Origin of the sequence: Pseudoalteromonas sp. T1lg65, assembly GCF_051930985.1 — a bacterium.
Lineage (GTDB): Bacteria > Pseudomonadota > Gammaproteobacteria > Enterobacterales > Alteromonadaceae > Pseudoalteromonas.
In genome coordinates, this window is record NZ_CP196837.1 from 2,565,641 (window position 1) to 2,591,471 (window position 25,831).

Below are 25,831 nucleotides of genomic sequence, written 5' to 3' on the forward strand. Positions count from 1 at the left end.
TGTTGTGGTTTAAGAGGCGTTTCGGAGCTGTTAGGTCAGGTTTTCATTGGCTTACGACACCCTTTCTCGTAACTTTTCGATATTGTGGACAAGGCAGTATAGCTGCCATTGCGCATTGACTTTTACTTGACCGCGTAATGTAAGCTTATTCATCCCTTTATTCACCGTGATGTTGCCGAATACAGGTTCGATACATCCAAGTCGTTTGCTGTATTGTCGTCGTCCCATTGGGCTGTCTATTTTCACTTTCATTTTATCGATGAAACTGATTATGTTGCGTGATTCATCATTCTTAAACTGTACTTGTCGCCCTGTTTTTATCGGTGGTTTTCGCATACATTGCTGTTGCAGGGGGCAGATTTTACAGTCTTTTAAGTAACCGCAGAATCGCGTGTATTCGTGATGATGACTTTTTACCTGAGTACCACTTCGCCACATTTCTTTACCTGCTGGGCAGCGACAAGTTTGTGTACTGTCATCAAAATGGAAGTCGTCTGAGGTAAATAAACGGGGTTTGCCGTTACGCCGTTTTAATCGGCGCTTTTCTTGCGCTGTTTCGTAGGTTTTGCTCTCTTTAAACAGCGGGTTGCGTTTTCTAAATTGGTTATCGGCGATGTAACTATCAAAGCCACTTTGCGCCATAAATGCCAAGTTAGATTCGTTGTTAAAGCCGCTGCTTTAATTGCGTAATGGCTGGTTGTAGTGTTTGCTGCTCACCCACCGAGCCACACACTTGTGCTTGCAGGATAATTTGGTGCTTATCGTCATTTATCTCAATACCGTTGTAGCCTTGGATGGTGCCTTTAGAGGTGGTCATTTTTGCACTGTCTGGGTCGGTGATATTGCTTTTAACTGGCTTCCCTTTGCTGCCTGTTCTTTCTGTATGTGTGGCAAGGAACCTTGTGATTTTAGCCGCGCTTTTATCTAGCTTTTCTTTTTGCTTTAAGTCCTGAATGACTAGTTCTTCACTTAGGCTGTCTTGTGCTTGATGGCGCTCAATGATGCGTTTACTTGCCCGCTCTAGTTTTGCTTTTTTACGGCCTAACTCATCGAATGTGCCGCTCCACTCCTTGCTCGCATTCGACTTTAACTTGCAGCCATCAATAGCAAACATGTTGCGGCCTATCAGCCCTTCTTCGTCACAAATCATCAGCACTTGTGTGAACAGCGGTTCAATCTGTTCGTGCATTTTAGCTACAAAACCTGCTATTGATGTGTAATGCGGCTGAATATCACCCGACACACTCATAAATAAAATGTTTGTTTCACACGCTTTAGCAATTCGACGACTACTGATTAAACCATGTGCATAGCCAAGTAAAATAACCTTTAACATCACCGTGGGCGGATACGCCGCAGCGCCTGTTTTGTCGTTGTTATACCAAGCGTCAAAGCCCGACAAGTCCAGCTTATTTTCAACAATATAACAAAGCGCATATTCAAAGGTTCCTGGCAAAATTTGCTCAGCGAAATTGATAGGTATGAATTTGCTTTGGCAGGATAAGTCTGGCTTGTAGTTGGCCATAACAGATTACCATGGGTGAATAATATCTATTAGATCACAGTAACCAACTCGATTCAAGGTTAAAAAATAGTCAACCCAAAACCAACAATCTAGTACCTGAAAAGAGTAATTCTACAGCCTCAACGCCGCCTTAAGCGGTGAGTGGCAGTTGGCTAAAATGTGAAGCGAAGCGGAATCGAGCCAACTGTTACGAATCCAACTTTAAGGCTTTGTTAACTGGACTATTTTAAGAATCTTATTCTTTCGTCCATCTAGTACATAATCGATTGAAACACACTGGCCGTTTTTTATGAAATTATCTTTATGTAACTTTCCATGAAAATAAGGGCCGACATCATAATTGCTAAAAGTAAATTCAACATCATCAATACTGAATGACTCAATTAAGGTGCCATGTTTAGGTGTTTGTTTTTCATAGTTGCTAATACAACCTTGAACTTGCTTAAACTCTTTACTTTCAATGATATTACTTACTTCAACTTTATCAGAGTAATTAAATATTTCACTTATAGTAGCCAACAGACATATACCCACAAAACCTCTAACCAAGCTTACTCTTTTTATTTTTGTTATATCAGCGACTACTTGAGATACAACTGGAAACTTAAGGACCAAAAACAGTAATACAAAAAAAGGGATTAGGCTTAAGAAATGGTCAATACTTGTGTTTATTGTTGGTTCAAAATATACACTCAATTGTCACGAGTCCAGTTAACGGCCCAATAATGCGCCGAAAGAAGCGCAGCGTATTGAGGTCGGATTAATTGGTTTGTTATAACCCATTACTGCGCTTACTTCTCCAGCAATTAAAAGTTTCGTAACCCAAAATTATTGACAAACTAACGAGCAACACTTGCCCTATGTCTATGAGTATGGGTCTACCACAAGCCCCACCAGGACCTGCAATCCCTTCCATGAAAAGAATGTACATACTCATAGGAATATAGCCAGCAAATAGTAAACAAATTATCGGCACCCAAAGTCGTTTTTTATCTGAAAGAACACGCACGCACAGTATCAATATACAGAGCACAGCGGATAAGCCCAACATGCTCAAAAAAGTTGATTCATGCTGCTCTGCTAATCCTTCCGGTTGAACAAAACAGGCTGTTGCTCCAGAAGAATAAATAAGTACTAAAAAGACTAGTGCAATTTTCAAATCAGCCTCAGATGCTAGCTTGGGTTATAACAATTTAATATCGACCCATTGGGTCGTTTTTCTACCAAGCCACGGGTCATTTTTATCATCGTACCAGTTCTATCACAATAATTAAGCTGTTGCTACAGGTATATTTTTTAATCACCATAGAAAATATGGAAAGGATAAAAGCGACCCAATGGGTCGTTTTCTTGACTATAGGAGAAACACAACAATACTGTATATAAATACAGTTCATTTGGAGCCAGCTCAATGAGAACTCGTTCACCATTTTTAAATCACATCGCCGAGTTTATGCTGACTAAGCAATATTCGCTCAGAACCGTTGATACCTATCTTAAATGGATTTCTTCCTATATTCATTTTCATGATAAGCGTCACCAGCTTCAATGGGCAATAACGAAGTTGTCGAATATCTCGACTACCTTGTACTTAAATCTAATGTGTCACCTAAAACACAAGCGACAGCGTTAAATGCGTTGTCTTTTCTGTATAAACAAATAATTAAACAGGATTTGTGTCCTAATCTAACGTTTATTAGAAGCAAGCGCCAATCTAAGTTGCCAATTGTTATGACCCCCGAGGAGGTTAAACGTCTCATGTCGTTTTTAAGTAAACGATATTATTAAATTTCAGGTTTAATGTATGGTAGCGGCTTACGTGTAATGGAAACTGTTCAACTACGAGTTCAGGATATTGACTTTGACTACAAATGTATTCGGATTTGGAATGGAAAAGGGAATAAACATCGAGTGGTTACACTCGCCACAGAGCTTATACCAATTATCTTAATTAAGTGATCTATTTTGAGGCGAGAAAATCTTGTCGATAGTCAGGTAAAAATTTTGCTATTTAGTTGTTCTAAATAAGAAATTTTTAACGCAGTTAGCGTCGGATTTACTCCTTCAAATTGAGCACGTATTAAGACTAATTGGTATTATACCTTTGCTAAGAAATCAAATTGCTCAAGCAGATGAATACTAAAATTGGATTCCCAGAATGAACAATATGCTGGTGTTTGGATGCCATACGCACTGGCAAGAAAATATCCTAGCGCCAATAAGTCAATTGCTTGGCAGTATCTATTTCCTTCATATAAGTTAAGTGCTGATCCTGAAACTGGCGAGATCCGCCGACATCATTTTCATCAAACAGGTGTACGTAAAGCGGTTAAAGAGGCAGCCAAAAAAGCACAAATAACAAAACCTATAACGCCCCACACTTTTAGACACTCGTTTGCTACTCATTTACTACAAAGTGGTGCAGATATCAGAACCGTGCAAGCTCAACTTGGTCATTCCGATGTGAAGACAACGCAAATATATACTCATGTTTTACAGCAGGGCACAAACGGTGTTGTTAGCCCTTTGAGCAAAATTTTCTAGCTTATTTAGGGGCATAAACGAGCTATGCTGATGATCCGCATATGGCACATGTTGATTTGCAGAATACATAGGCTTCTCATTGCATCTAGTTGGTCAGAGGCAAGACTTGAGCCCGAAGACTCTCTTGGTGTGTAAGAGGAAACCTGATACAGGTTAAGAACAGGTAGTATCAAAAAACGCAAGGACAGTTTTGGCTTTGGCATAACACGCTGAACTGTCCTCGTTCATACTCAATAGTTGTTAATAGGAATACACCGAATAATCTCTGTCTGGTGCATTATGGTGATCATACCCTAAATCCCATGCTTCTACTGCTACGGTAACGCCACCGGCATTTTGGCAAATAATCCTAGATACCAAATAGATGTAAGCATGTTCGCCCCCGCCCAGCGCTGAACCTGAAGTGCTAAAGTATTCACTACTAAATGGAAGTTCATTTTTTGTTTCAATAATATTGGGTGTAGCTCCGACATGCTTAGTAAAAAAGCACTCACCATCAGGCGCCTTGTTATCAATAAAAGCTGTCGATGTATAGTCAATGTTGTTGTAATAGCCCGCGTGGTTACCGTCCACCCAGTCTGATACTTCCACTTCACTATCCCAGGTGATTTGGGGAGCTGCTGGTATCTTATGATGTACCGTATAAGTCTCATTTTCACTATGACAGGTAATTTGCAGTGATTTAGGAGCAGATTCATAGCCCGAAGGGAGCGTACCACTCAATGCGGTGTTGCTGTGTATTGTGAGTTCAGCTAAAGGTTGCCATGTGTTTTCATTTATCACGCGGGCCTTAGTACACTGTGTATCAGGATCTGTTACAAAAAACAGTGCTGAAATATTCAAGGCGCTGCGACTTTGGATCAACACCTTGCTGATAGGTCCTTGAGTATATTGGGTACTAATACCTGGTTCTGAGTCAGTATCATAAATGTTTTCATGTGACTGTGCTGACATAGCGACAACGGCGCAGATGAGGGATAGTTTTTTTATCATTTTATTTCCTTTGATTTTTTGATTTGCAAACCTATCAGGTTACATACGCGACTTGTTTGTAACTAACCTGTTTCCATTATGTGTCATTAATATATGCTGTAAAGTGGTTAAATATCAATCTCACTCACCAAATGAGCACGCAATCCTAGCAAGGTGTCCACTTCCCTAAATACGAGACAATGATCGAAAGTGCATCCTCTATCTAAGCCTCAACGAGTCTTACACACTATTTTGTCGAAAGACTCACTTATGAGTTAGTAAGCTCAGCCTGCAATATTAAATAATTATTACAGGTGTAAAATGAAAATAAAATTGAACAAACAAAAGCTGAAAAACCTATCTCTTGATGGTGAATTACTACCATCAGTAATGACCCCCAAAATTGGTGGAGGTCTAGCTGCCGTAGATCAGAAAACCGGAGGAGACCCGTGTACTTATAGACCAGGAGAACAAACCTCTGCATGTACTATCGGTAGTGGATGTCCGAGATGGCACACGGATGGGTGCTAAAGTTTTAACGCTAACTTAATTAACGCTGGGGTCAAAACTACGATTTGCCCCCTACATTAGTGCTCATTTCCATAAATAGCTGTTCATTATAAAAACGGTCCATTTAAAAAAAGATGGTGTTTTTTGGCCTTATTTGGACTCTGAAACAAGTAATCCACTTTAAAAAACGCTAGTACAGTTTCACTTAAAGATGCAGGCTTCTTTTCTCATAAACCCGGTTAATCACTCATTCTGAGTTGATTACACCATTATGCTCTTTCTCAACAAAAACGTATTAAAATAAAACGTAGTCTTGCTTGCGAAGCGTGCTACTTCTAAGGCCAAAAACAACGAATAGCAGGCAGCTATGCATGTTTATATGTTTGGTTAACCTGAACTCCAAACGTTAACTATTGTTTTCATGTTCACGGCAGATTAGCTCGATATCTTCATCGGCAAGAGGCTGGTTTACTAGCTCACAAAAATAACTCCCCTTATCTGTTTGGCTGTTGTAACGGCAAGATTTGCAAACACCAAATGTTTTTAAGCCATTGGCATTTAACAACGCCAATAACAATTGCTGAAGTGCAGCGGCAATGTCCTCTTGGGTTTGCTCGCTCAAACTATTACACGCGTTAACGAACAAAGCCGTTGGAATAGTCTCTTTTACTAACTTATTTCCTGCTATGGACAATCGTAGGTGAGTAATGCGCTTGTCGATAATGTCTAGCTCTTTTACTACTAGCTCTTTCTTTTCTAACACTTTTATTGTTTGCGATACCGTGCCTTTGGTTAAACCCAAATACTCAGTCACAGCCATTGGCGTATCAGAAAAGCGATTACACAACGATAAGTAATGCAGTACTTCAAGCTGCACGGGTTGCAATCCATGCTCGGCAACCGCTTTACGTGCACCGACTTTGAGCAACTCGGCCAAGCGCTCCACACTGTTATAAATATGATTTGATTTCATAGGTTAATAGTATCGACTAAAAACTAGTTTGACAACGTTGATTTTGCACAGTAGATTAAATTAAGTATCGAGTCGATACCAATTTAAATCATCAAAGGAGTTAGCTATGAATACAGCCGTTTTCTATCACGCAGGTTGCTCAGTATGTACCAGTGCTGAGCAACTCGTATTGTCGGCTTTGGATAAAGGTCGTTATCAAGTGGCAGTGATACATCTAGGCGAACAGGCATCTGCAATCGCTCAAGCGAGAAAGGCAGGTGTAACATCAGTCCCTGCATTAGTGCTAGATGGAGAAGTTTTTCACATCAACTATGGTGCATCACTAGATGATGTAGAAGGAGCGCAATAATGCTAAACGTACGGTTTTTATTGCCAATCATTGCAGCAAGTGTTGTCAATCCAGTACTTGCTCATTCACAACATTTAGGGGGTATTCAAGCTGCAGCAAATCAATCGACGCTGGCTCCTTTTGACATTATTCACGCCAAAATTACAACGAACGAAAATATAGCCACTTTTCATATGGCGGTTTCTGGCAATGCTGGAACAACTAAACCCACGGCAACTGGCAAGTTAGCGGGAAGCGATGTGTTTTCTTATGTTTGGCCTACGACACTGGATAGTTATGACGTTGGATTTGAGAAAAATGCGGGCATTTTAGCGCTTGCTGTCACTGCTCACCCCGATTTTGATGACACACCACTGTACGATGAGAACGGCGACGGCGACACAAAAAATGACGGCAACATTTGGCATAGTCACTGGGTTGTTTTAAAGCCCAACGAGCGATGCGGTGAAGGCGCATTAGGGGTTGTGGATATTCCTAAAGGCAGTAAACCTAGACTACCCAAAACCTGGCCCGGCTTACCTATTTTGCTTGATAGCCCGGGTTGGAGTCCAACATTCAACGGCAATACTCTAGAAGTGCAAATTGCTTTTGATCGAATAGACAATGTTGAAAATATATCGTTCGATGGGGTTACCTCAGGTCTGAGAGTGAACCAGAGTGTGCATGCACCGTTACTTTGCGTTGTTAATGTGATGGATGTTGCCTCAGGCGATCTGTCATTACCGGGTAAAGTCAATTTGTAAAAAGCAGATTTTGATACTGTTTATTAGGGCCTGTTGATCTTGCAAGTTTGTTTTTGCGGAAAAAATCAACAGGCTTTAAGGCGTCATGCAACTGTGTCAAACTCAAAAGACTATTCAAACTTGTCTAATGCATTATTTTAAAGCGTAACAATTCAACCAAGCACTTAAAACGCAACTGCAAAGCAAGTAAAGATATACCACTAAACACGATGATGGGAGCCATAAACGTCATAGTGGTCGCCTTGCTTTTTCGCTGATCGCTATGTATTTGGGCAGGAACACGCTTGAGTTTTATCACCATGGCATAAACGGTAATTGTAAAGGTGTGCAATAGCAACAAATGCGGAACCAACAAGTGTTAATAGCTTCTCCCCTGCTTCGCCGATGTAATTTTCACCTAACACCAGTGCCAACACTAACATCGCTAAGCCAAAACCGCCGCACACGACTAACCTATAACGTTTATGTTGCTTACTGCCCAGAGCTAGCGCAAAGATACTGCTTGGGATCACCGCTACCACCATCCACACATGAAATAGCTCACTGTTTAGTGGTAATCCCGCCAGGGTTGGCAGCACCGACAATAACATAGGTAACATCAAGCAATGAATGGCACACATCATTGATAGCCCTATTGAAAATTTGTCGATCATACTTTGCGCAGTTTTCATGCCATTGTTCCTTTTATATTTGATTTGGGCCTTATTTGATATGCGTGCAGACGTGTAAACGCTTTTCAAAAAAACGTTATGGTATAACATATCCAAAAATAACAAAGGAGTAAATCGAAACTACACTATTTTTGCCAAATAACGCCTTTCAGATGCCAAGCTTGAAAATTTAGAGACCACCCATTCGTTGTTAATCTCCTCCTCCGCTATCTCCGCCAGTCGAATCAGAGCCTGAATAAAAATCGCAATTTGTGGAGGCATACGATAAAGATGGAAGACCAGATGATAGCGGTGCAACCGCAACAAAAATACCGGCCACAATCATAATAAAACCAACGACACTAGAGTCTTGTATGAATAAATTAATAACGCTAATGACAATGCAAAATATGCCTGCGATAAGTTTTCCCAGCGTATTAACTCCTTTTGTTAGGATCTTAGATAACCCAATATTTCAACACTTCTTCGGGGGCTTAACACGCTTTGTAATGTACTGTAATGTCCTTGACCGTGTTTCATTCCTAGACTTTATTGCACTTGAAGAACGGTCTTCAAGTATCAAACAAACAGAAGGAGTTTGTCTATGTCCAGTCCAGCGAATGTTACTATCAAAAATAGAACTAACCAATCCATTACTACTAAAGTAACTCGAGACTATTGGGTTGAGGGCGATGGAAGTTCAATTGATGGCAAAGTGATCCCTCGAGGTGAGCATGGCGTTTTTCAAGTCGTAGCAAAAACAGGACACCATGGAGAGTTAGATATCAACTTTATCGGTGGCGACAGTGGTAATGTCCTCGGTACTCTTAAGATTTTAAGCATTAAAGACCCTCAAGAAGGTGTAAAAAGCCTTGCTGTAAGCGCCAACCAAAGTGATATTGATGTTTCAGCAATGGGATATAGAAGTTCACCGAACGATGAAGATTTACGCAGAATTAATTTCTTGATTGTTTAGTTATTCATTAGCTTTGGTTATTTGATTAACCCTAAGTAGGGTTAGCCTAAACTGGGCTAACCCTACCAAACTGCCTCTCCTACTCCTGCAATTATTTTTGCGACAGCTTAAGTGCAGTCCTTGTAAGCTACCCTTGTTCGCCAACCTTAGCGACAGCCTTAATTAGTTTAGTCCAGCTTTTATTTCAACAAAGCTTGGGTATAAATGCTGCCATGTTCAGAGGGAGAAAGGGTTTGCATCTGTGGCTTTGAATAACTGACCAAAATTTGCCCGAGTGCTCTTGGGAATTGACCATTTAGTACTCGTGGCGCATTCACTTCAGGTAAAAAGCCATCGACCTCAATGCGTAAATAGTTTTTACGATCTGAATGGTGGTGGTTTGATTGGCCTTGTGCTGAGTTTAAGACCTGAGCTGCCATCTCCGCTTGTAACAACTTTTGCAGTTCCTTCGCTGATAAGGTACTCACTCTCATTGATCGCAAGCTTTTGCCCGCGACAGATAGCGTCAATTCTTCTTTAAATAACTTTAACAAAGCTTCCCTAAATACTTTTATCTGCTGTTTGGAGCTATTTGCAAGATGGATGATCGATGCCGGTTTATCTGCATAGTTAATATTTTGGTAGAGTTTACTTAGCGGAGTATTAATCGTAATGAACAGATAGTTGTCTTGCCGTTGAACGATTTGTGCTGTGGTCATTTGCAAACCGTGGGCAGACGTAACATCTACCCACGCGAATAACATGACCACTAGCGCAATATGTAGGCGTTTTAGTGTGTTATTCATTATTCTTGCCCTACTTAGACTATCGACAATGTTCAGAGTAAGTATCGTTAGCACCGGTGGTGTCTGCGCTATCTAGCCTATACCTAAAAGCATAACAGTTGGCATTTGGATCGTAGCCACGGTCATCCGAAGTCAGTTGTCGATACATCAGTAGCGCCGTTTTCCCTGCCGGAATACGGTTGTTATTGCTGCCAGGCGTTACCTCAATAAACCGCCAAGTCTGACCGTCAAAATTCATGCTATCGTAGTCCGTGAGTGACACATCATTACCAGTCCAAGACAGATCACGCTCTTGGGTCCAGTGTGGTCCTGGAGGCACTGATGCGGCTTGGTCTGCCTGCGCTCTAAAGCAACCAATACTATATGGTGCATCTGTCGTGCTGTAATACACATATTCGCTACCATCACCATGCAGGTCGTAAGCGTTACATTCATCGAGTGAATTAACACCTTGCTGAACATCTTGAGGTAAATAATTCAATTCGGCATACCGCCCCGCTCCATAATCAGTCCCCCCAGAGGTTTTAACGCCACCACCAGTACCAAAGTACAAAGGTAATCCATCGAACATGTAGGCAAGTGGCTGTGAAGGATCATGGCTGTCCATTAAGCAAATTGGCGCCATGTGATAATGATAGTCTTCACCATTACCTGCGTGACCACCACACTGATCTATTTCACCCAACAACACGGTATCACGCTCGCTATAGTCCTGATTTAACTGCGCTATTTCATTAGGTTCACTCTCTTTTGCGTAATGCAAAATCGGAATACCTTCGACCGAAATACCAACGGCATGATGAATATTGATGTTGCTTTGTGGTGAAGGCAAGTATGTAGGCTCTATTGGTAGCGTCCACGTAAGTTGCTCTGGGATAGGAACTCGACCAATCCAAGATTGAATGCCTACGTTGGCTTTATCTGCATGTAATTGTGAGCGATAAGGCAGTAACGTTTTAGATGTAACGCTCATGCTATTACCACTACAGCTTACTGAGACATAGTCACTGTACGCGGCAAATGCCGCCGATTTTTCTGCACATGTAGTCGCAACACTGCTTGGTACATGGTCACTATTCTTTGGGTTATAGCGTGTACGCGTTACTGTAATTGCCGACGTGCTGAGTGTATGTGGAGCAACCGCGTCACGTAAAGTGACAAGATCGGTAGTGCTGCTATTAAGACCGAGCGAATTTACATCAGCAGAAAGCGCATAAACCGTAATAGTATATTCATGCTCACTTGGTTGAGCAGAGCAAGGAGCCGAATACTCTGGCTGGTTATTTACACTGTTAATACCAAATTTTCCTACCGAGGTCTCTCCAGAGGCTAAATTTGAAGTTGTTGCCGGTATGTCGTACATAGTCCAATAAGAATGCGCTTTGGAGAAGTCTCCAACGTCATTGGGGTTTGGAAAGTGATGCATTGAAAGGGCAAAAGATTTAGTTCCTGTGGGAGCACCTGACCAGCTTAATGGAATGGAGACACCTTTATTTGTGCCGTCACAGGTAGCTGAGATTGGTAATATATTATCACTTTTGAGCGCACGGCTGCTTACCGTAAAGCTACCGCTATTACCATCATCAGGAACTGTGTCTGTATTTGAGCCGATACTGCCCCTTACCAACACTTCATTATCTAGCACTAAATTTGAACTCCAAATAAATTGTGCATCATTTTCTGACGCATCAAAGATGTCGACAAAGTTAGTATACGCTTGCTTATTATCCACTCCTACAGTTGCGTTTGTGAAGGTTTGCGCACTAGGCCAACTGCTATCATCAAAGTTTTCGGTCATCCAATTATTAGGGCGGCTCCAATGAACACCTTTAACATTGGTTATGTCGCTAATAGGTACCGTACTGCAATTTGAAGACAAGCGCTGATTGCCAGATTCGCTTAGGCAGGCTAAATCAACGATGGGGGCAGTATAATAAGTTTGTGCTTTCCATTGCTCGTTGGTAACACCAATAATTTGTTTAGTTGCGTCCTTAAATACGGCAACCACACCGCCATCACCCGCAGCATGGTTAGTACCTTGGTTATTTTCCGTACCGGTACCTAATGTTTCTTCCCAATCGACCAATAACATAGCAACCACAAAGGGTTGTTTAACTTTAAAGCGAACAATACTGGCATTAAATTCTGTGAAAGGCACCGGATCTTTCCCAACCGCTTTGCCATTTACATACATTTCAAAGTAGTTATCAGCAAAAATATATGCCGTGACAACTTCTCCATCCGCATCAACCTCTACGATATCGGAGCTGATTAGCGCAGCTTCTGCCTTTGCTGCATTGGTATAATTATGACCAGACACGTAACTGTTATATAAGTCCGATGCAAACGGCATGCTGCTATCTTGATACAGCGTATCGGCAGGCACTATCCATGCTTGCTGTTGTAAGTCAACGATACGACCAATCGCCGAAACTCGACTTCCTTGTGCAAATAAATTACTGATTGTTGTAGTCGCCACACCTTGTGTTACAGCACCAGTACCTGAGTACGATGTGTCTCCCGAGTCAGAGTCCGAGTCCGAATCTGAGTCAGAACCCGAATCCGAGTCTGAACCTGAGTCATTATTACTGTTATTTGTGGGTGGAGGTGTAGAACTGTCACTTGAGCCGCCGCATCCGCTAACCAGAGCGAGCGTAAATAATGCGAGGACAATGCAGGCACATATCCGTTGAATGATTTTTATCATACTTAGCCTCTAATACCTGTTGTTAGATTAATAATTAGCCTAGGTATGAATTGTGGGTGAATTGTGTAGGTTCAGCAAAAATATATCTAATTATCTGATTTAATGAAATAATTATCTTTTTTAGAAACAAAATAAACGTTTTCGATCGCTGTATCTTTATCTCTTTGTCAGGAAATGCTAATTGAGGAACTCAAGTATTTCCCAGCATATCTTAACGGCCTGTATTGCCAAAGATCTAGCACCAAGTTAATCTCGTACCCTATTGCTTATAAAAGAAATTTAGCTATGAAAAAGCCACCAGCTCTCAGCATCGGCAGCCGACTTGCGATCGTTTCGCCGTCATGGGGAGGACCTTCGGTGTTTCCTCACATTTACCAGCAAGGGATACGTAACCTAAAAAACCTTGGCTTTGAAATCTGTGAATACCCGAGCGCAACATTGGATGCCAACGAGCTATTCCACAACCCGCAAATACGCGCACAGGATATTAATAATGCTTTTGCAGATAATGACATAGACGGCATTATCGCCACCATCGGCGGTTCAGATTCTGCAAGGATCTTAAAGTGCTTGGATATTGAGACGATTGCAAACAACCCTAAATTTTTTATGGGTTTTTCGGATACCAGTGCACTCACCACAACACTTAACCAAGCTGGCATCATCACCTTCAATGGACCATCGGTGATGGCTGGGTTTGCACAGCTACACAACTTTGATGATAAATACCAAAGCTATATTCATGACTTTTTATTCAGTAACCCAGCGTCAAGACTGTTACCCACATTTTGCCAGTACAATCATGGTTACCCTGACTGGGCCAATATCGAACAAACCGGAATGCGTAATCCGCTGCTCAACAGTCGCGGACCACAAGTGTTACAAGGCGCACAAAATGTATCCGGGCAATTATTTGGTGGTTGTATAGAAGTGCTCGAAATGCTTAAGGGCACCGAGTTTTGGCCTACACCGGATTTTTGGCACGGCAAAATCCTTTTTCTAGAAACCTCGCAAGAAAAGCCCTCCGTTGAATATGTTCGATACTGGCTGCGCAACTATGGCGTGATGGGCGTATTTGATAAGCTGAGCGCGTTGTTGTTCGGTCGACCGAGAGATTATAGCGACCAAGAGCAAATTGAGCTGGAACAAACAATTCTAAGCGTAGTAAGAGAAGAATTTTTTAACTCGCAACTCACGATTGTGGCTAATTTAGACTTTGGGCACACGGATCCTCAGGTCATTTTACCATTAGGTATTCAATGTGAAGTTGACGTTCAAACAGGACAATTGAATTTACTAGAAACGGTTTTTGCCTGATTCGTCTATCCTTGTGGAAGTAGCACTATCTGGGGCTGCTACTTCCGCATTTGTTTAGCTAACCCTGAAGTGGGGATAAGCGCAGTGTTACAGCGCTAGAATTTTCCTTTACCGTCATTCCTCAGAATAGGCGTACTGTCACAAGCAATGTGTTTATTTTCTCTCGCCACGCTATTCACTTCATCTGTCGCGCAGTATCTTAGCAATAAAAATGACTTAAAAAAGCAGCATTAAATAAAGAAAAATTTAATTAAAAAAACAACTTAGCGCAATCATCATGACACTTAGCATGGTTACTTTTCGCTCCGATATTTTCACTCTGTGGTACTGAATCGAATCAGTGTTATGGCAAATAAGTATCTCAACAGAGATTACAAGAATAATGAGAAATTGGAGAAAAACATGAAAGTAAAATATGCCCTGTTCAGCGCACTTATGCTGTTAAGCACCCATAGTATCGCCGACTCACTTAAAGTCATGGCGTATAACATTATGCAATTAAATGTACAGGATTGGGACCAAGCTAACCGAGCGGAGCGTTTACCTTCTGCATTGATGTCGTTGAGCGACAGCCCGGACATTATTCTTGTTAGTGAAGTATTTAGCAGTGACGGCGAACAGGCGCTTGCTGCTTTGTCTGATATGTATCCTTATCAAACGCCAAATGTCGGGCAAAACTGCAGCGGCAGTGGTTGGGATGGGTTAACTGGTAATTGCTCCAATAGCCCTATAGTAATTCGTGGCGGCGTGGTGATCATTTCTAAATATCCCATTATTAAACAAAAAGCGCATGTGTTTAATAATAGCTTGAGTGGCAGTTGGGATTATTTAGCTAATAAAGGATTCGCCTACGTTGAAATTGAAAAAGACGGTCAGCGTTATCACTTAGTTGGTACACACTTACAAGCAACTCACGATGGCGATACGCAACAAGAACACCGTGTACGCATAGCACAGCTGAGCGAAATTCGAGCTTTTATTGAGTCAGAAAATATTCCCTCTAACGAGCCAGTCATCATTGGTGGCGATATGAATGTTGAGTGGAGTAAACAGCATGAAGTGGCAGATATGCTCGCGACTTTACACGCAGGATTGAACTTTCAAACTCCGGTAATTGGCTCATTCCCAGCAAAATACAATTGGTTTACCAAAGCCAATGCATATTATTTTGACTACAGCCTTGAGTACAACGATACCCTTGATTATGTATTTTGGCATCAAGACCACAAACAACCCAGCAATACACCTAATATGACAGTTCGCTATCCGAAAGCCCAAAGTAATTGGTACTGGAGCTACTTGAAAGGAAATTGGAATCTAAGTAGCGGTCGCTACTACCATAATGGCTATTATAATGAGTTATCGGATCACTACCCAGTACAGGTTAACTTCGAGTTTTAATGCTAATCGACTGGTTTTGGTGCTAAAACGAACTACCGAAGTGGTATAAAACCCCAAACTTCACATGTGTTTTGAGGCGGCATAGTCCGCCTTTTTAGTGTTCATTCGTCTATCTCTTCGGCGGCTAAGTTATGAGTAGCCGTTCTTACATAATCATAGGCATGTGCTCTAAGTAATTACTGATACTCGCTTTTTATCTAGCCGTGGTTTGTTTTACACCTCAAAAATGTTATAAGATAACATTTCAAACGGATAAGTATAAACATAAGGAAAGTTTACTATGAACGTTGTCTATATATTTTTATCGCTTCTGCTGTGCGCCCTGTTCCCTATTAATTTAAATGCGATGGAAAGCACAAAAGCAATTTCGATTACTCTTTCGGACGGCATTAAACTGCAAGCCTCCATCTACCTGCCAAATATCCAACAACCCGCTCCTGTAATCGTGCAGATCACTCCCTATGGACGAAAAGAAGCCAAACAACGTGGTGAGTTTTTTAGTCTCCATGACTATGTTTTTATTGCTGTAGACAGCCGAGGAACCGGTGATTCGCAAGGCCAGTTTGTTCCTTTCGCTAATGATGGAAAAGATGGCTACGATGTTATTGAATGGGCAGCTAAACAACCGTTTAGCAACGCAGAAGTAGCAACTTTGGGTGGCTCTTACCGTGGTTTTACGCAATGGGCGATAACAAAGCATTCACCGCCCTCATTAAAGTCCATGATAGCGATTGCTCCTGTTTATCCTGGCATAGACTTTCCGCTTAGAGACAATATTTATACTAATTACGCGATGTCTTGGCTTAACATGGTGTCACGTGAGGGCAAGGGAAAGCACTATGTGGGTAACTTTTGGGATAATATTTACCTCAAACAAAAAAATGATGGCCTAGCATTTGCCGATTTAGAAAAGCTATCGGGCAATGACCAAACGGTTTACCAAACTTGGTTACAACATCCAAGTTATGACAAGTACTGGCAAGATTTCACACCAAAAGCCCAAGACTATAAGCGTATAAACATGCCAATACTGTCTATCACAGGACACTATGATGGCGATCAGCGTGGCACCTTAAGCTACTACCGTAATCATCAAAAGTGGGGCGATGAATCAGCTTTTAATCAGCATTATTTAGTTATCGGCCCATGGGATCATGCCGGTACTCGCCATCCCAAAGCCAAATTAGGTGATTTGGTTTTGGGTCAGCAAAGTATGCTTGATATGGACCAGATCTACCTTGACTGGTTTAACTGGACCTTAAAAGATGGTAAAAAGCCAAACTACCTTCAAGGTAAAATTACTAAATACATTCAAAAGTTAAATCAATGGCATGTCAGTGAGCAACTCGAACAAGGAAACTGGCGTAGCTTTTATTTCTCCAAGGCGTCAAGTCACCTTCTAACATCCACTCCCCCCGTCTCGGTGCGCAAAGAACATAACTACTCAGAGTATTTTTACGATCCTAACCACGTAATTTCGCTCCCGAGTGAATATGACTTAAGTGGCGAAACACCGTTACTTGCAAGTAAGAATGGGTCGATAAGTTTTGAAACCGAAAAACTCACACATGACCTGTTATTATCGGGTCAAATTCACGCTCAGTTATGGCTCAGTATAAACGTACCCGATACGGATTTTCATGCCAACGTATTTGAAGTCTGTCCAAATACCAAGCCGCTACTGTTGACCTCAACACAGAAAAGAGCAAAGTACCGCAACAGCTTAGAAAATGCTGAGCCAGTAACTTCAACACAAGCGATTAAGATAAACATGAATAACTTTGATTACATTGAACGTCTAATAAGCAAAGGTTGTAAAGTTCGTTTCACTTTGTCTTCAACTCATTGGTACTTCCAGAAACACTTCAATGGCGCTTCAGCGGTGGCTCAACAAACCAGTGAAGATGGAAAGTTAGCGCACATTATACTGTGGCATAATAACGACTATCCAAGCTATATACGTTTACCCGAACTAAAGCCTATCCCCTCTGGCAAGAAAGTGCTTTTTCCGACACTCACAGAATAGTAGCATCGGGGTCAAGCCTTTCCTTTTGCTAAGACCTAACCCCAAGCACTTCTTGGCTGTCAGGAAAAAGTGGTTACGCACCAAAGAAGGCAGTGATACCATAATCGCCAGTTAGTTTTGTTCCACTATTTACTCCATAAAGGATCACCCGTGATACAGAGAATTGATACTAAACAACGCATGAGTCGCATCGTCAAGCATAACGGCACCATCTATTTATGTGGCCAAGTGTGTAAAGATGCAGATCAAGGCATTAAAGAACAAACCGCAACGATGCTGGAGAAAGTGGATGAGTTATTGCTGCAAGCTGGCAGTGATCGTGAGCATATCTTGTCTGCCACCATTTACATCAAAGACATGAAGTACTTTAGTGAGATGAACGAGATATGGGATGCTTGGATCCCAGAAGGCCATGCGCCAGCACGAGCCTGCGTGGAAGCCGCCATGGCAAGAGATGCTTTATTGGTCGAAATATCGGTGATTGCTGCAGAAATACGCTCCACTGAAGCAAACTAACCCGACTGGCCACACGGCATTTTTGCTCAAAAAAAGCTCAGCGGTTCTGAGCTTTTTTATTGACTGCCTGAGTTAATTTTGACACACCAATCGCTTAAAAAAGACACATAAAACACATCAAAGCTTCATGGTTAGTACCTATATTAGTTGCGACTTTCAACGAGTCAAATAAATTATCATAAGGAAATATCATGAAAAAATTATCTCTACTTGCTGCATCCGCAGCTTTGATTTTGTCAACCAGTGCGAATGCGGCGTATTGGTGTGAAGCCTTTATAGAACGTGTTGTACCAACGTCAACAGGCATTACTATATATTCAACGAGTGCTTATGACGGTCGCACACTCGATGTGATGCACAAAGATTATGATGATGGCAACTTTGGCGGCATCTATATGCGTATCCTAGACGCAGAGAAATACCGCTACAAAGTTCGTCTTTACCCTGTTGAAGCAAGAGGTGAAGAAGATGGTGCTCGCTGTAGCGACGGTGTCACTGACTATTTGCGTACCGTTTATCGTCCATAATCACTGAAGTGACAAGCAGACTCAAAATGAGTCTGCTTTGCGGAGCGTTGGAATCATCTACCCTCTTGAAAGTCAGCTCTATCAGTGGAATGTCTTCTCTGAATACTCAAAAATTTGCACAGCTGATAATGTAAAAGAGAGTTTGCTTAAAAGCGAAACCCTCTTTGAAAATTAAGTCGGTTTTTTGTTCTGATTAAGTTCTGTGATCTGCTGCAAAGCCACCCTGAGATTCACATAAGGCGATTAAAGAATTCGCTTCAGCGTTACTTCCAGAAGTCAGCTCACGGCTCCAAAGGATATTAAATGGGTTAGTTGCAGTAGGCTTATGACAAGTTATATGGCCATAATACTCTGGAAAAGTTTTAATGTATGCAGATGCTGAAGCAGATACCGTCAAGGTAAATGCTGCTGCAACAGTGATTAATGATAGTTTCATAATCATTCCTTTAAGTTTGTTTTAATTATAATTACGGCATAAAAGAGTTCCTTTTACACTCCAAACAAATATAACCACAGAACCAAACAACCACAACAATTTATTCACCAAAAAAAATCACAAACAACACAAATAGTTAACGCAAAATAACTCTATATCTGCCCGTATGGAGTCAATAAAGCAGAGTTAAAAAAACAAACCTTCTACCTTCCTTGTGAAAAGGTGACTAAAGTCACTTTTATTACTGACTTTCATCCTTTAATTTGAACTAAGCCTTCACCCTATCTTGATCTAGGAGATATATATTGACTAATAAAACCATTTTGTGGATATCAGTGCTTGCGTTGTGCCTACTGTTATTTAGCTGCCAATCCACCATTAGACACCGGTTACTGCTGAATGAAGGTGAAGCACCAGAAACATTTTCGCAGGTCATTCCACTCAAAATAGAGCGTGGTTTATTGGTTTTGACAACCAAAGTTAAAGAGACCGAGCTAAAGATGCTTTTGGATAGTGGCGCATTTGAAAGCAAAGTAAGTAGTGCAAAAGCAGAGCGTTTAGGCCTTCAACCTGTTCTAAGCCGTTCAAATTCAGATACTTTTGGACGTTCAAAGGTACTTGATATTACCCGCGTGGAAAACCTAGCACTGGGTGATGTGGTATTTAAAAATATTTCAGCAGGCATGCTAACTTATCCCAAATCGGCATACACTCCTTGCATTGCACCAGATGGTATAATTGGCGGGAATTTGTTAAAGCTAACTAACTGGAAGGTAGATTACAACCGCTCTGAATTAACAATAAAAAGCCTTAATCAAGCTTTTGAGTTACCTGAAAATGCAGTCGCTATCGACATGGAAACCAACAGCTTGTCAGCGGTGCCAAAAATCGACATACGCGTGAACGGGAAGCTCATCAAGGATGTACTCGTAGACTTGGGTTTTAATGGCGGATTAGTCCTGCCATCAGAGAGCGTTGCAATCGACAAAAAAGAGCGATTACACGTTATAGATGGTGCTCGTTCAGGTATTTACGGCACCACAGAAGGACAAAGCTACCTAGCCAACGCGCAACTTAATATTGGCAATTTACCAACCTTAAATGTTGAAGTTGAATTCACTGACAACAGCAATCCTAAGTTAGGCAATAAGGTACTGTCGAATTATTTAATCGTGGCAAATAATAAAAATGATAAAATGTATTTGGCACCGCAAATACAACCAAAAAGCTTAAAACCCGTCCCTCTTGAGTATGGTTATCTATTTGGCATAACGGATGACCGTGAATATTGGCAAGTGGTCTATATTGAGAGCAATCTTGCTCAAACGCAACTTCCTCTAAAGTACGGCGACAAAGTCAAACGGGTGAATGGCAAAACCCCTAACGAGCAATTTTCTACCCATTGTGAATGGTTTATGGGCATTCGAGAATTTCTTGACACGCCCCAACTGACGATTGAAACAATAAACGGAAAAATACTTACCTTGAGCTCATAACTGGAAAAACTGTTTTCATGTTGTGAATATGAAAGGCCCCAAACCTGAGAGTTTTTATTAAACAATTATTATTAAAAAATTTAAAATCGAGTAGTTGGCTTAATCAAGCTAAATTCGATTGCATCACCGTTTCTAAAGAATAACTCCAAAAATAAGAAACTATTGATGTACTCTTTCCTCTGTATGCTGACTGCTACATTTTGCCGTATAAGTGATATTGCACTTTGGTTTTTGTTATCTAACTCAGAGAAGGAGAGCTTACCTGAACGCTAAACTCTCATAATGATTTAGATCATCGCTTAATTTGAATAGTGAGAATCGCGATACCTCGAGCCCCTAGTTGTTAAATATTTGTTTCGTAGATTTAACCACTTTTTCGCGAACCTTCTCACTTTCCCACTTTTCTTACAAAAGCAGATTAATAATCCATTGATTTTAAAAGATTAAATGTTGGTTTAAATTATGCCTATAGGTATCCTGTTTTTGCAGAATGCATCTTCAGAAACACCATAACAATAATTAAATTTGAGTAAAAAAAGGACATATTCAATATGAACGGAATAAAACGTTTTTTATTTTGGCTCGTTGCAATAAGCATCACTGTGGCCATTGCCGCCGCCGTAGCAGGTTTATCATTTCGTGCTGGCCTTGGTTCTCCCCAAGAGAACTACACAGCGAGAGCAGTTTATGCGCCAACTGGCGTGGTTGCCACCAGCCAGCCGTTGGCTAGCCAAGCTGGCCTTACAGTCCTCAAAAATGGCGGTAATGCGGTTGACGCCGCTGTTACAGCAGCTGCGGTACTAAGTGTTGTAGAACCTTATATGACGGGGATTGGTGGAGACATGTTTGCAATACTTTGGTCTGAAGAGCAACAACGTCTGATAGGTATTGACGGCAGTGGTCACGCAGGCGCATTAATGACGCGTGAAAAAATCGGCGACCGCAGCAAAGTACCGGATGAAGGCGCACAATCCGTTACCCTTCCTGGCGCACTTGCTGGCTGGGCTAAGCTACTCGAAGCTCATGGCACCATCACGCTCGCAGAGGCTTTGGCTCCTGCTATTGCTTTGGCAGAAAACGGCTTTCCTGTCTCTAAAGTGACGGCAACAGAATGGGGACTGTTCGAAAGCAAGCTACAATGGGATTTGGGCGCTCGAAGCACTTTTTTGGTGGATGAAACCAGAGCTCCACAGGTTGGCGAATGGTTTTACAACAAAGATTACGCTGACACCTTGAAACTCATCGCAAAGCAAGGTCCATCAGTAATGTACGGTGGAGAACTGGGTCAAAAAATCGCGGCAAGAGTTCAAGAGCTCGGCGGCTTTTTAACGGCCGATGATTTTGCGCAATACGATGCCCGCTGGGTGGAGCCGATTTCAGTAACTTTTAAAGAATATCGCCTGTGGGAGTTACCGCCCAACGGCCAAGGTATTGCTGCACTGGAAATGCTAAAAATATTAGAACCATTCGATTTACAGTCTATGGAACACAATTCAGCAGACTATCTTCATCACCTTATTGAGGCTAAGAAGCTCGCCTATGCTGACTTGGAGCACTTTGTGGGCGATCCGGAGTTTATGCAAGTCACTCCAGCACAATTACTCTCGGACGAGGTGATTAGCAATCGCCGTGCACTCATTAAAACAAATACCGCTATGAAAAGAGCGGATCCCGAAAGCTCGCTCACTACCAGCGAAACCACTTACTTAAGTGTTGCTGATAGCGACGGCAATATGGTCTCTTTCATTAATAGCTTGGCAGGCTCGTTTGGTTCTGGCGTTGTCGTTCCTGAAACAGGTTTCGCGCTGCAAAATCGAGGCGTTGGTTTATCGATGCAACCCGGTAGAGCAAATTCCGTTGCCCCAGGAAGACGCCCCTTTCACACCATTATTCCCGGATTTGTTACCAAAACTGACAGTCAAGGAACACAGCGACCTTGGTTAAGCTATGGAATTGTTGGTGGTGCACAGCAGCCACAAGCACATGTTCAAGTGTTACTCAACATGGTGTTATTTGGGATGGACATTCAACAAGCCATTGATGCTCCTCGCTTTAGACATTGGGAAGAAAATAACGTGAGCTTTGAACAAGCCATTCCTGAAGCAACCATTGATAAACTCAGGTCCATGGGACATGCACCGCAAAACCCGTTGATGGCAACTGCGCAAAGTGTTTTTCTGGGTAATAATCGAGGGCTAGTGTTTGGTGGTGGACAAGGTGTTATGAAGCTGCCCAAAGGATACATCGCTGGCTCTGACTCAAGGAGAGATGGCGTGGCGGCAGCACACTAGCTCAAACCTTGCTCATCATCGTAGGTTGAAAGGGATTTCAACTTATGAAATTGCAAATCTGTCAGCTATCTAGATGTTTAGCCAGTAGATTTTCTCTTTCGGTTATACGTATACTCTTTCATTCAATACACAGAATGACATTTTAAATGTGAGTTCAGGATGAAGTTAAACTTATACAAGGCCACTGATGACAATAAAACCTATTTTTGGCGACACTATCATCAAGCAATGCACAAACATATTAAGGAAATTTGGGGTTGGGATGACGCTTGGCAAAAAGATGACTTTGAACAGCGTTGGCAGCAATGTGAAAATTACTTAATTCAATACCATGGTGAAATAGTTGGTTTTATACAAACTGTAGGCATTGAAAATGAGTATTATATTATGATGCTAGTTATTTTACCCGAGTATCAATCCCGTGGTATCGGCGCAGATCTAATAAAAGCGCTTAATACATTTTGCACGCAAGATTTTATTAGTTTGCGCGTATTTAGAACTAACTTGAACGCTTTGAAATTTTATCGCATCCATGGATTTTCACTCGTTGCCGATGAAGGCGATTTTTTTTACTTAAAGAAAAAGCGCTGCTAACGTTAGCAAAGATAACACCAGACCTTTTCAGAAAATGAAAGATTAGCAAACACTATTGAACAGTACGAATACCCAAAAGGATTTAAAAATGAAAATCAAAATTGATGATTTATCTGGTGGCGAAGTCATCACATTACTTGAAGAACACCTCGCCGATATGTATGCCACCTCTCCTCCAGAAAGTGTACACGCATTAGATGTGGATGCCTTGAAGTCACCGGACATCACATTCTTCAGTGGTTGGTTAAGTAACCAATTGCAAGGCTGCGTTGCGATTAAGAAACTTAGCTCTCAACATGTAGAATTAAAATCCATGAGAACGGCATCTACAGCCAGAAATTCAGGCGTTGCCAGTGCCCTGCTCACCCATGTAATGCAAGTTGCGATGAAAAATGGCTACCGGCAAATGAGTCTAGAGACCGGTTCACAAGCGTTTTTTAAACCAGCTCGTAATCTCTATGAAAAGTTTGGATTTAGCTATTGCCCACCTTTTGCTGATTACACAGATGATCCTCACAGTCGATTTATGACCAAGTATTTAACTGAAAAACCTTGAACAAAAAAATCTTAAATCAAAAGCTAAAACTTTAATAAATAAAATTGTTTATTTTTCTATTCTTAATGCATTATAAAACTCAATGAATTAAAAGTGAGAAAAAGTATTTCATGGACGGTAAAACAATATTTCCAAGCTTAAAAACAGCAAGACTAACTTTATCACCAATACGAGAAAGCGATAATCACGCGATCTTTACGTTATTTTCAACCCCCGCTGTTGTCGAATATTACGATCTAGAAGCTTTTACTGAGTTAGAACAGGCCGACAAGATAATCGCGTTTTTTAAAACCCGTTACCAAGACAAATTAGGCATACGTTGGGCTATTCGATTACAAGAGTCAGATCAGTTAATCGGTACTTGCGGATTCAACTCGTGGAACCCACAAATGAAAAATGCCGTGATTGGTTACGATCTGTTACCTGATTTTTGGGGCAAGGGTTACACCACCGAAGCAATCCGCAGAATTATCCAAGCTGCATTCTCGGGCGAATTGGCATGTGGCGCGTTAAATCGTATTCAGGGTGACACTATTCCTGGTAATGATGCATCTGAATGCGTGTTAAAGAAAGTCGGCTTTAAGGAAGAAGGGTTAAGGCGACAAAGTGGCTATTGGAAAAATCAATTTCACGACCTCAAGTGCTTTGGGCTGCTAAAGTCGGAATTCACTCACGCGTAAAATTTTACTACATAGCGACAGCGATAGCGTGGTCGATAAAACAGTTTGCCCTTTTTCAGTCCATTTATTATTGCAAACATAACCTCTAACGACCACCAAACAACCACCTCAAATTAGAATTTAATATATTGATTTTAATAAACTTTACCAATCTTCCCTAAAAAAATATTGAATCGATAGAAGAATTAATCAGCAGGAAACTTGTACAAGTCGTGACTTTGTTTTAACCTATACTATGTAATACAAGGTATAGTGTTTTACATTATACTATGTTGAAAATATTTTTAAGGAAACGACAGGTGAGTACGAAAGAACAAAGTACCAAGTGGGAGAGTCAGCTGCGTAAAGGCACGCTTGATTTAGTTGTACTTGCGGCGTTAAAAGGAAGAACACTCTATGGTTTAGAGTTGCTTCAATTTTTACATCAATTTGCAACAACCCGCATCACCGAAGGTACTCTTTATCCCTTGTTGGATAGGCTAAAACGTGAGGGCTTAGTCGATGCACAATGGGTTCAAGAAGGCGAGACTCGACCAAGAAAGTATTACTCCCTAACCAAAACAGGTGCTACGCAACTAACAGCAGTAAGTGAACGTTGGCAACAAGCTGTGTCTGATATCAACTATTTACTGGCCAATCCAGGCCCCAATGCGACAAATCGCGAAGGAGAGCAAAGTGAGTGAATATATACAACACCCTGAACGTCATAAAATACACAATTATTTGCAGTCTTTGGGCCTATATCTTGCGCGTTTGGAGACAAATGAAAGTAATGAAGTATTGCGTGAAATTGAGAGCCATATTTACGATGCAATTGATCTAAACGAGCAACAAGGCAAATCGGCAAACGTTGAAGAGATTTTGGCTCGATTTGGTCCGCCCAGAGAACTGGCAGAACAATATGTTAGTCACATCGTACAAGGAACACCTCCTCCCACGGGCATGGCAGCGATCAACATCGTTAAACGTACCGTGAGTAAAGGTGTTTATTGGAGTACAGCGGCGTTTGGCTACTTTACTGGCTTCATCTTGATTTTACTTGGGTTTGCTAAACTACTCGCCCCTAATAATATCGGCCTTTGGGCAAGCTCAAACAATAACAGCTTTATTATTGGCGCTGTAGAAAGTTCTGAGCAGCTACACAATGAATTACTTGGTATGTGGTTTATTCCTGTCGCTCTGTTAGTGGGTTATCTCATTATACGTGTTACTGCTACGTTGATGCGCACGTTAAAATCATTCAAGGAGTGACCAGCT

23 protein-coding genes and 2 pseudogenes are annotated in these 25,831 nt (G+C 41.4%); 17 read left to right on the plus strand and 8 right to left on the minus strand.

Annotation, left to right across the window (positions count from 1 at the left end):
• Positions 1-51: 51 nt before the first annotated feature.
• Positions 52-1,525: pseudogene (locus tag ACSLBF_RS11255) on the minus strand (transposase).
• 201 nt (positions 1,526-1,726) lie between these two features.
• Positions 1,727-2,221, minus strand: coding sequence for a hypothetical protein (locus tag ACSLBF_RS11260; RefSeq protein ID WP_440053490.1), 495 nt, complete (start codon positions 2,219-2,221; stop codon positions 1,727-1,729).
• A 715-nt stretch (positions 2,222-2,936) separates the two neighbouring features.
• Here ACSLBF_RS11260 and ACSLBF_RS11265 point away from each other — a divergent pair.
• Positions 2,937-4,069: pseudogene (locus ACSLBF_RS11265) on the plus strand (tyrosine-type recombinase/integrase).
• 240 nt (positions 4,070-4,309) lie between these two features.
• Here the strand turns inward: ACSLBF_RS11265 and ACSLBF_RS11270 are convergent.
• Positions 4,310-5,062, minus strand: a complete 753-nt coding sequence (locus tag ACSLBF_RS11270; protein WP_440053491.1) for a hypothetical protein — start codon at positions 5,060-5,062, stop codon at positions 4,310-4,312.
• Between the two features lie 300 nt (positions 5,063-5,362).
• On the opposite strand from ACSLBF_RS11270, the gene ACSLBF_RS11275 reads away from it, so the two are divergent.
• Positions 5,363-5,572: a hypothetical protein gene (locus ACSLBF_RS11275; protein WP_440053492.1), complete on the plus strand. Its 210-nt coding sequence runs from the start codon at positions 5,363-5,365 to the stop codon at positions 5,570-5,572.
• Between the two features lie 385 nt (positions 5,573-5,957).
• On the opposite strand, the gene ACSLBF_RS11280 is transcribed toward ACSLBF_RS11275, so the two are convergent.
• Positions 5,958-6,524 (minus strand): MarR family winged helix-turn-helix transcriptional regulator, encoded by a 567-nt coding sequence (locus ACSLBF_RS11280; protein WP_440053493.1) that lies wholly within the window; start codon positions 6,522-6,524, stop codon positions 5,958-5,960.
• A gap of 106 nt (positions 6,525-6,630) precedes the next feature.
• On the opposite strand from ACSLBF_RS11280, the gene ACSLBF_RS11285 reads away from it, so the two are divergent.
• Complete coding sequence (locus ACSLBF_RS11285; RefSeq protein WP_440053494.1) at positions 6,631-6,873, plus strand: thioredoxin family protein; 243 nt, start codon at positions 6,631-6,633, stop codon at positions 6,871-6,873.
• Entirely contained in the window at positions 6,873-7,616 is a 744-nt protein-coding gene (locus ACSLBF_RS11290; protein WP_440053495.1) for a hypothetical protein, read from the plus strand. The genes ACSLBF_RS11285 and ACSLBF_RS11290 overlap by 1 nt, the downstream gene beginning before the upstream one ends.
• A gap of 260 nt (positions 7,617-7,876) precedes the next feature.
• On the opposite strand, the gene ACSLBF_RS11295 is transcribed toward ACSLBF_RS11290, so the two are convergent.
• On the minus strand, positions 7,877-8,287 hold the full coding sequence (locus ACSLBF_RS11295) for a MerC domain-containing protein (protein ID WP_440053496.1): 411 nt from the start codon (positions 8,285-8,287) through the stop codon (positions 7,877-7,879).
• Between the two features lie 583 nt (positions 8,288-8,870).
• On the opposite strand from ACSLBF_RS11295, the gene ACSLBF_RS11300 reads away from it, so the two are divergent.
• Entirely contained in the window at positions 8,871-9,242 is a 372-nt protein-coding gene (locus ACSLBF_RS11300; protein WP_440053497.1) for a hypothetical protein, read from the plus strand.
• A gap of 179 nt (positions 9,243-9,421) precedes the next feature.
• On the opposite strand, the gene ACSLBF_RS11305 is transcribed toward ACSLBF_RS11300, so the two are convergent.
• Positions 9,422-10,027: a hypothetical protein gene (locus tag ACSLBF_RS11305; protein ID WP_440053498.1), complete on the minus strand. Its 606-nt coding sequence runs from the start codon at positions 10,025-10,027 to the stop codon at positions 9,422-9,424.
• A 19-nt stretch (positions 10,028-10,046) separates the two neighbouring features.
• Complete coding sequence (locus ACSLBF_RS11310) at positions 10,047-12,734, minus strand: YHYH protein (RefSeq protein WP_440053499.1); 2,688 nt, start codon at positions 12,732-12,734, stop codon at positions 10,047-10,049.
• Between the two features lie 285 nt (positions 12,735-13,019).
• Between ACSLBF_RS11310 and ACSLBF_RS11315 the strand changes: the two genes are divergently transcribed.
• The 5 genes from ACSLBF_RS11315 to ACSLBF_RS11335 all read left to right on the plus strand — a co-directional run bounded on the left by ACSLBF_RS11315 (position 13,020) and on the right by ACSLBF_RS11335 (position 18,521).
• Positions 13,020-14,051 (plus strand): S66 family peptidase, encoded by a 1,032-nt coding sequence (locus ACSLBF_RS11315; RefSeq protein WP_440053500.1) that lies wholly within the window; start codon positions 13,020-13,022, stop codon positions 14,049-14,051.
• Between the two features lie 402 nt (positions 14,052-14,453).
• Positions 14,454-15,452: a sphingomyelin phosphodiesterase gene (locus tag ACSLBF_RS11320; RefSeq protein WP_440053501.1), complete on the plus strand. Its 999-nt coding sequence runs from the start codon at positions 14,454-14,456 to the stop codon at positions 15,450-15,452.
• Positions 15,453-15,732: 280 nt separating this feature from the next.
• On the plus strand, positions 15,733-17,478 hold the full coding sequence (locus tag ACSLBF_RS11325; protein ID WP_440053502.1) for a CocE/NonD family hydrolase: 1,746 nt from the start codon (positions 15,733-15,735) through the stop codon (positions 17,476-17,478).
• A 180-nt stretch (positions 17,479-17,658) separates the two neighbouring features.
• On the plus strand, positions 17,659-17,994 hold the full coding sequence (locus ACSLBF_RS11330) for a RidA family protein (RefSeq protein WP_440056223.1): 336 nt from the start codon (positions 17,659-17,661) through the stop codon (positions 17,992-17,994).
• Positions 17,995-18,185: 191 nt separating this feature from the next.
• Entirely contained in the window at positions 18,186-18,521 is a 336-nt protein-coding gene (locus tag ACSLBF_RS11335) for a hypothetical protein (protein ID WP_440053503.1), read from the plus strand.
• Between the two features lie 193 nt (positions 18,522-18,714).
• Here the strand turns inward: ACSLBF_RS11335 and ACSLBF_RS11340 are convergent, their stop codons facing one another.
• Positions 18,715-18,957, minus strand: coding sequence for a hypothetical protein (locus ACSLBF_RS11340; RefSeq protein WP_440053504.1), 243 nt, complete (start codon positions 18,955-18,957; stop codon positions 18,715-18,717).
• 305 nt (positions 18,958-19,262) lie between these two features.
• Between ACSLBF_RS11340 and ACSLBF_RS11345 the strand changes: the two genes are divergently transcribed.
• From ACSLBF_RS11345 to ACSLBF_RS11375, 7 genes are all read left to right on the plus strand, one after another.
• Positions 19,263-20,453 (plus strand): aspartyl protease family protein, encoded by a 1,191-nt coding sequence (locus tag ACSLBF_RS11345; protein WP_440053505.1) that lies wholly within the window; start codon positions 19,263-19,265, stop codon positions 20,451-20,453.
• A gap of 551 nt (positions 20,454-21,004) precedes the next feature.
• Positions 21,005-22,744, plus strand: coding sequence for a gamma-glutamyltransferase (gene ggt, locus ACSLBF_RS11350; RefSeq protein ID WP_440053506.1), 1,740 nt, complete (start codon positions 21,005-21,007; stop codon positions 22,742-22,744).
• A 159-nt stretch (positions 22,745-22,903) separates the two neighbouring features.
• On the plus strand, positions 22,904-23,338 hold the full coding sequence (locus ACSLBF_RS11355; protein ID WP_440053507.1) for a GNAT family N-acetyltransferase: 435 nt from the start codon (positions 22,904-22,906) through the stop codon (positions 23,336-23,338).
• A gap of 88 nt (positions 23,339-23,426) precedes the next feature.
• Positions 23,427-23,894, plus strand: a complete 468-nt coding sequence (locus ACSLBF_RS11360) for a GNAT family N-acetyltransferase (protein ID WP_440053508.1) — start codon at positions 23,427-23,429, stop codon at positions 23,892-23,894.
• Between the two features lie 110 nt (positions 23,895-24,004).
• Entirely contained in the window at positions 24,005-24,574 is a 570-nt protein-coding gene (locus ACSLBF_RS11365; RefSeq protein WP_440053509.1) for a GNAT family N-acetyltransferase, read from the plus strand.
• Between the two features lie 299 nt (positions 24,575-24,873).
• On the plus strand, positions 24,874-25,257 hold the full coding sequence (locus ACSLBF_RS11370) for a PadR family transcriptional regulator (protein ID WP_440053510.1): 384 nt from the start codon (positions 24,874-24,876) through the stop codon (positions 25,255-25,257).
• On the plus strand, positions 25,250-25,825 hold the full coding sequence (locus ACSLBF_RS11375; protein WP_440053511.1) for an HAAS signaling domain-containing protein: 576 nt from the start codon (positions 25,250-25,252) through the stop codon (positions 25,823-25,825). The genes ACSLBF_RS11370 and ACSLBF_RS11375 overlap by 8 nt, the downstream gene beginning before the upstream one ends.
• Positions 25,826-25,831 lie beyond the last annotated feature (6 nt).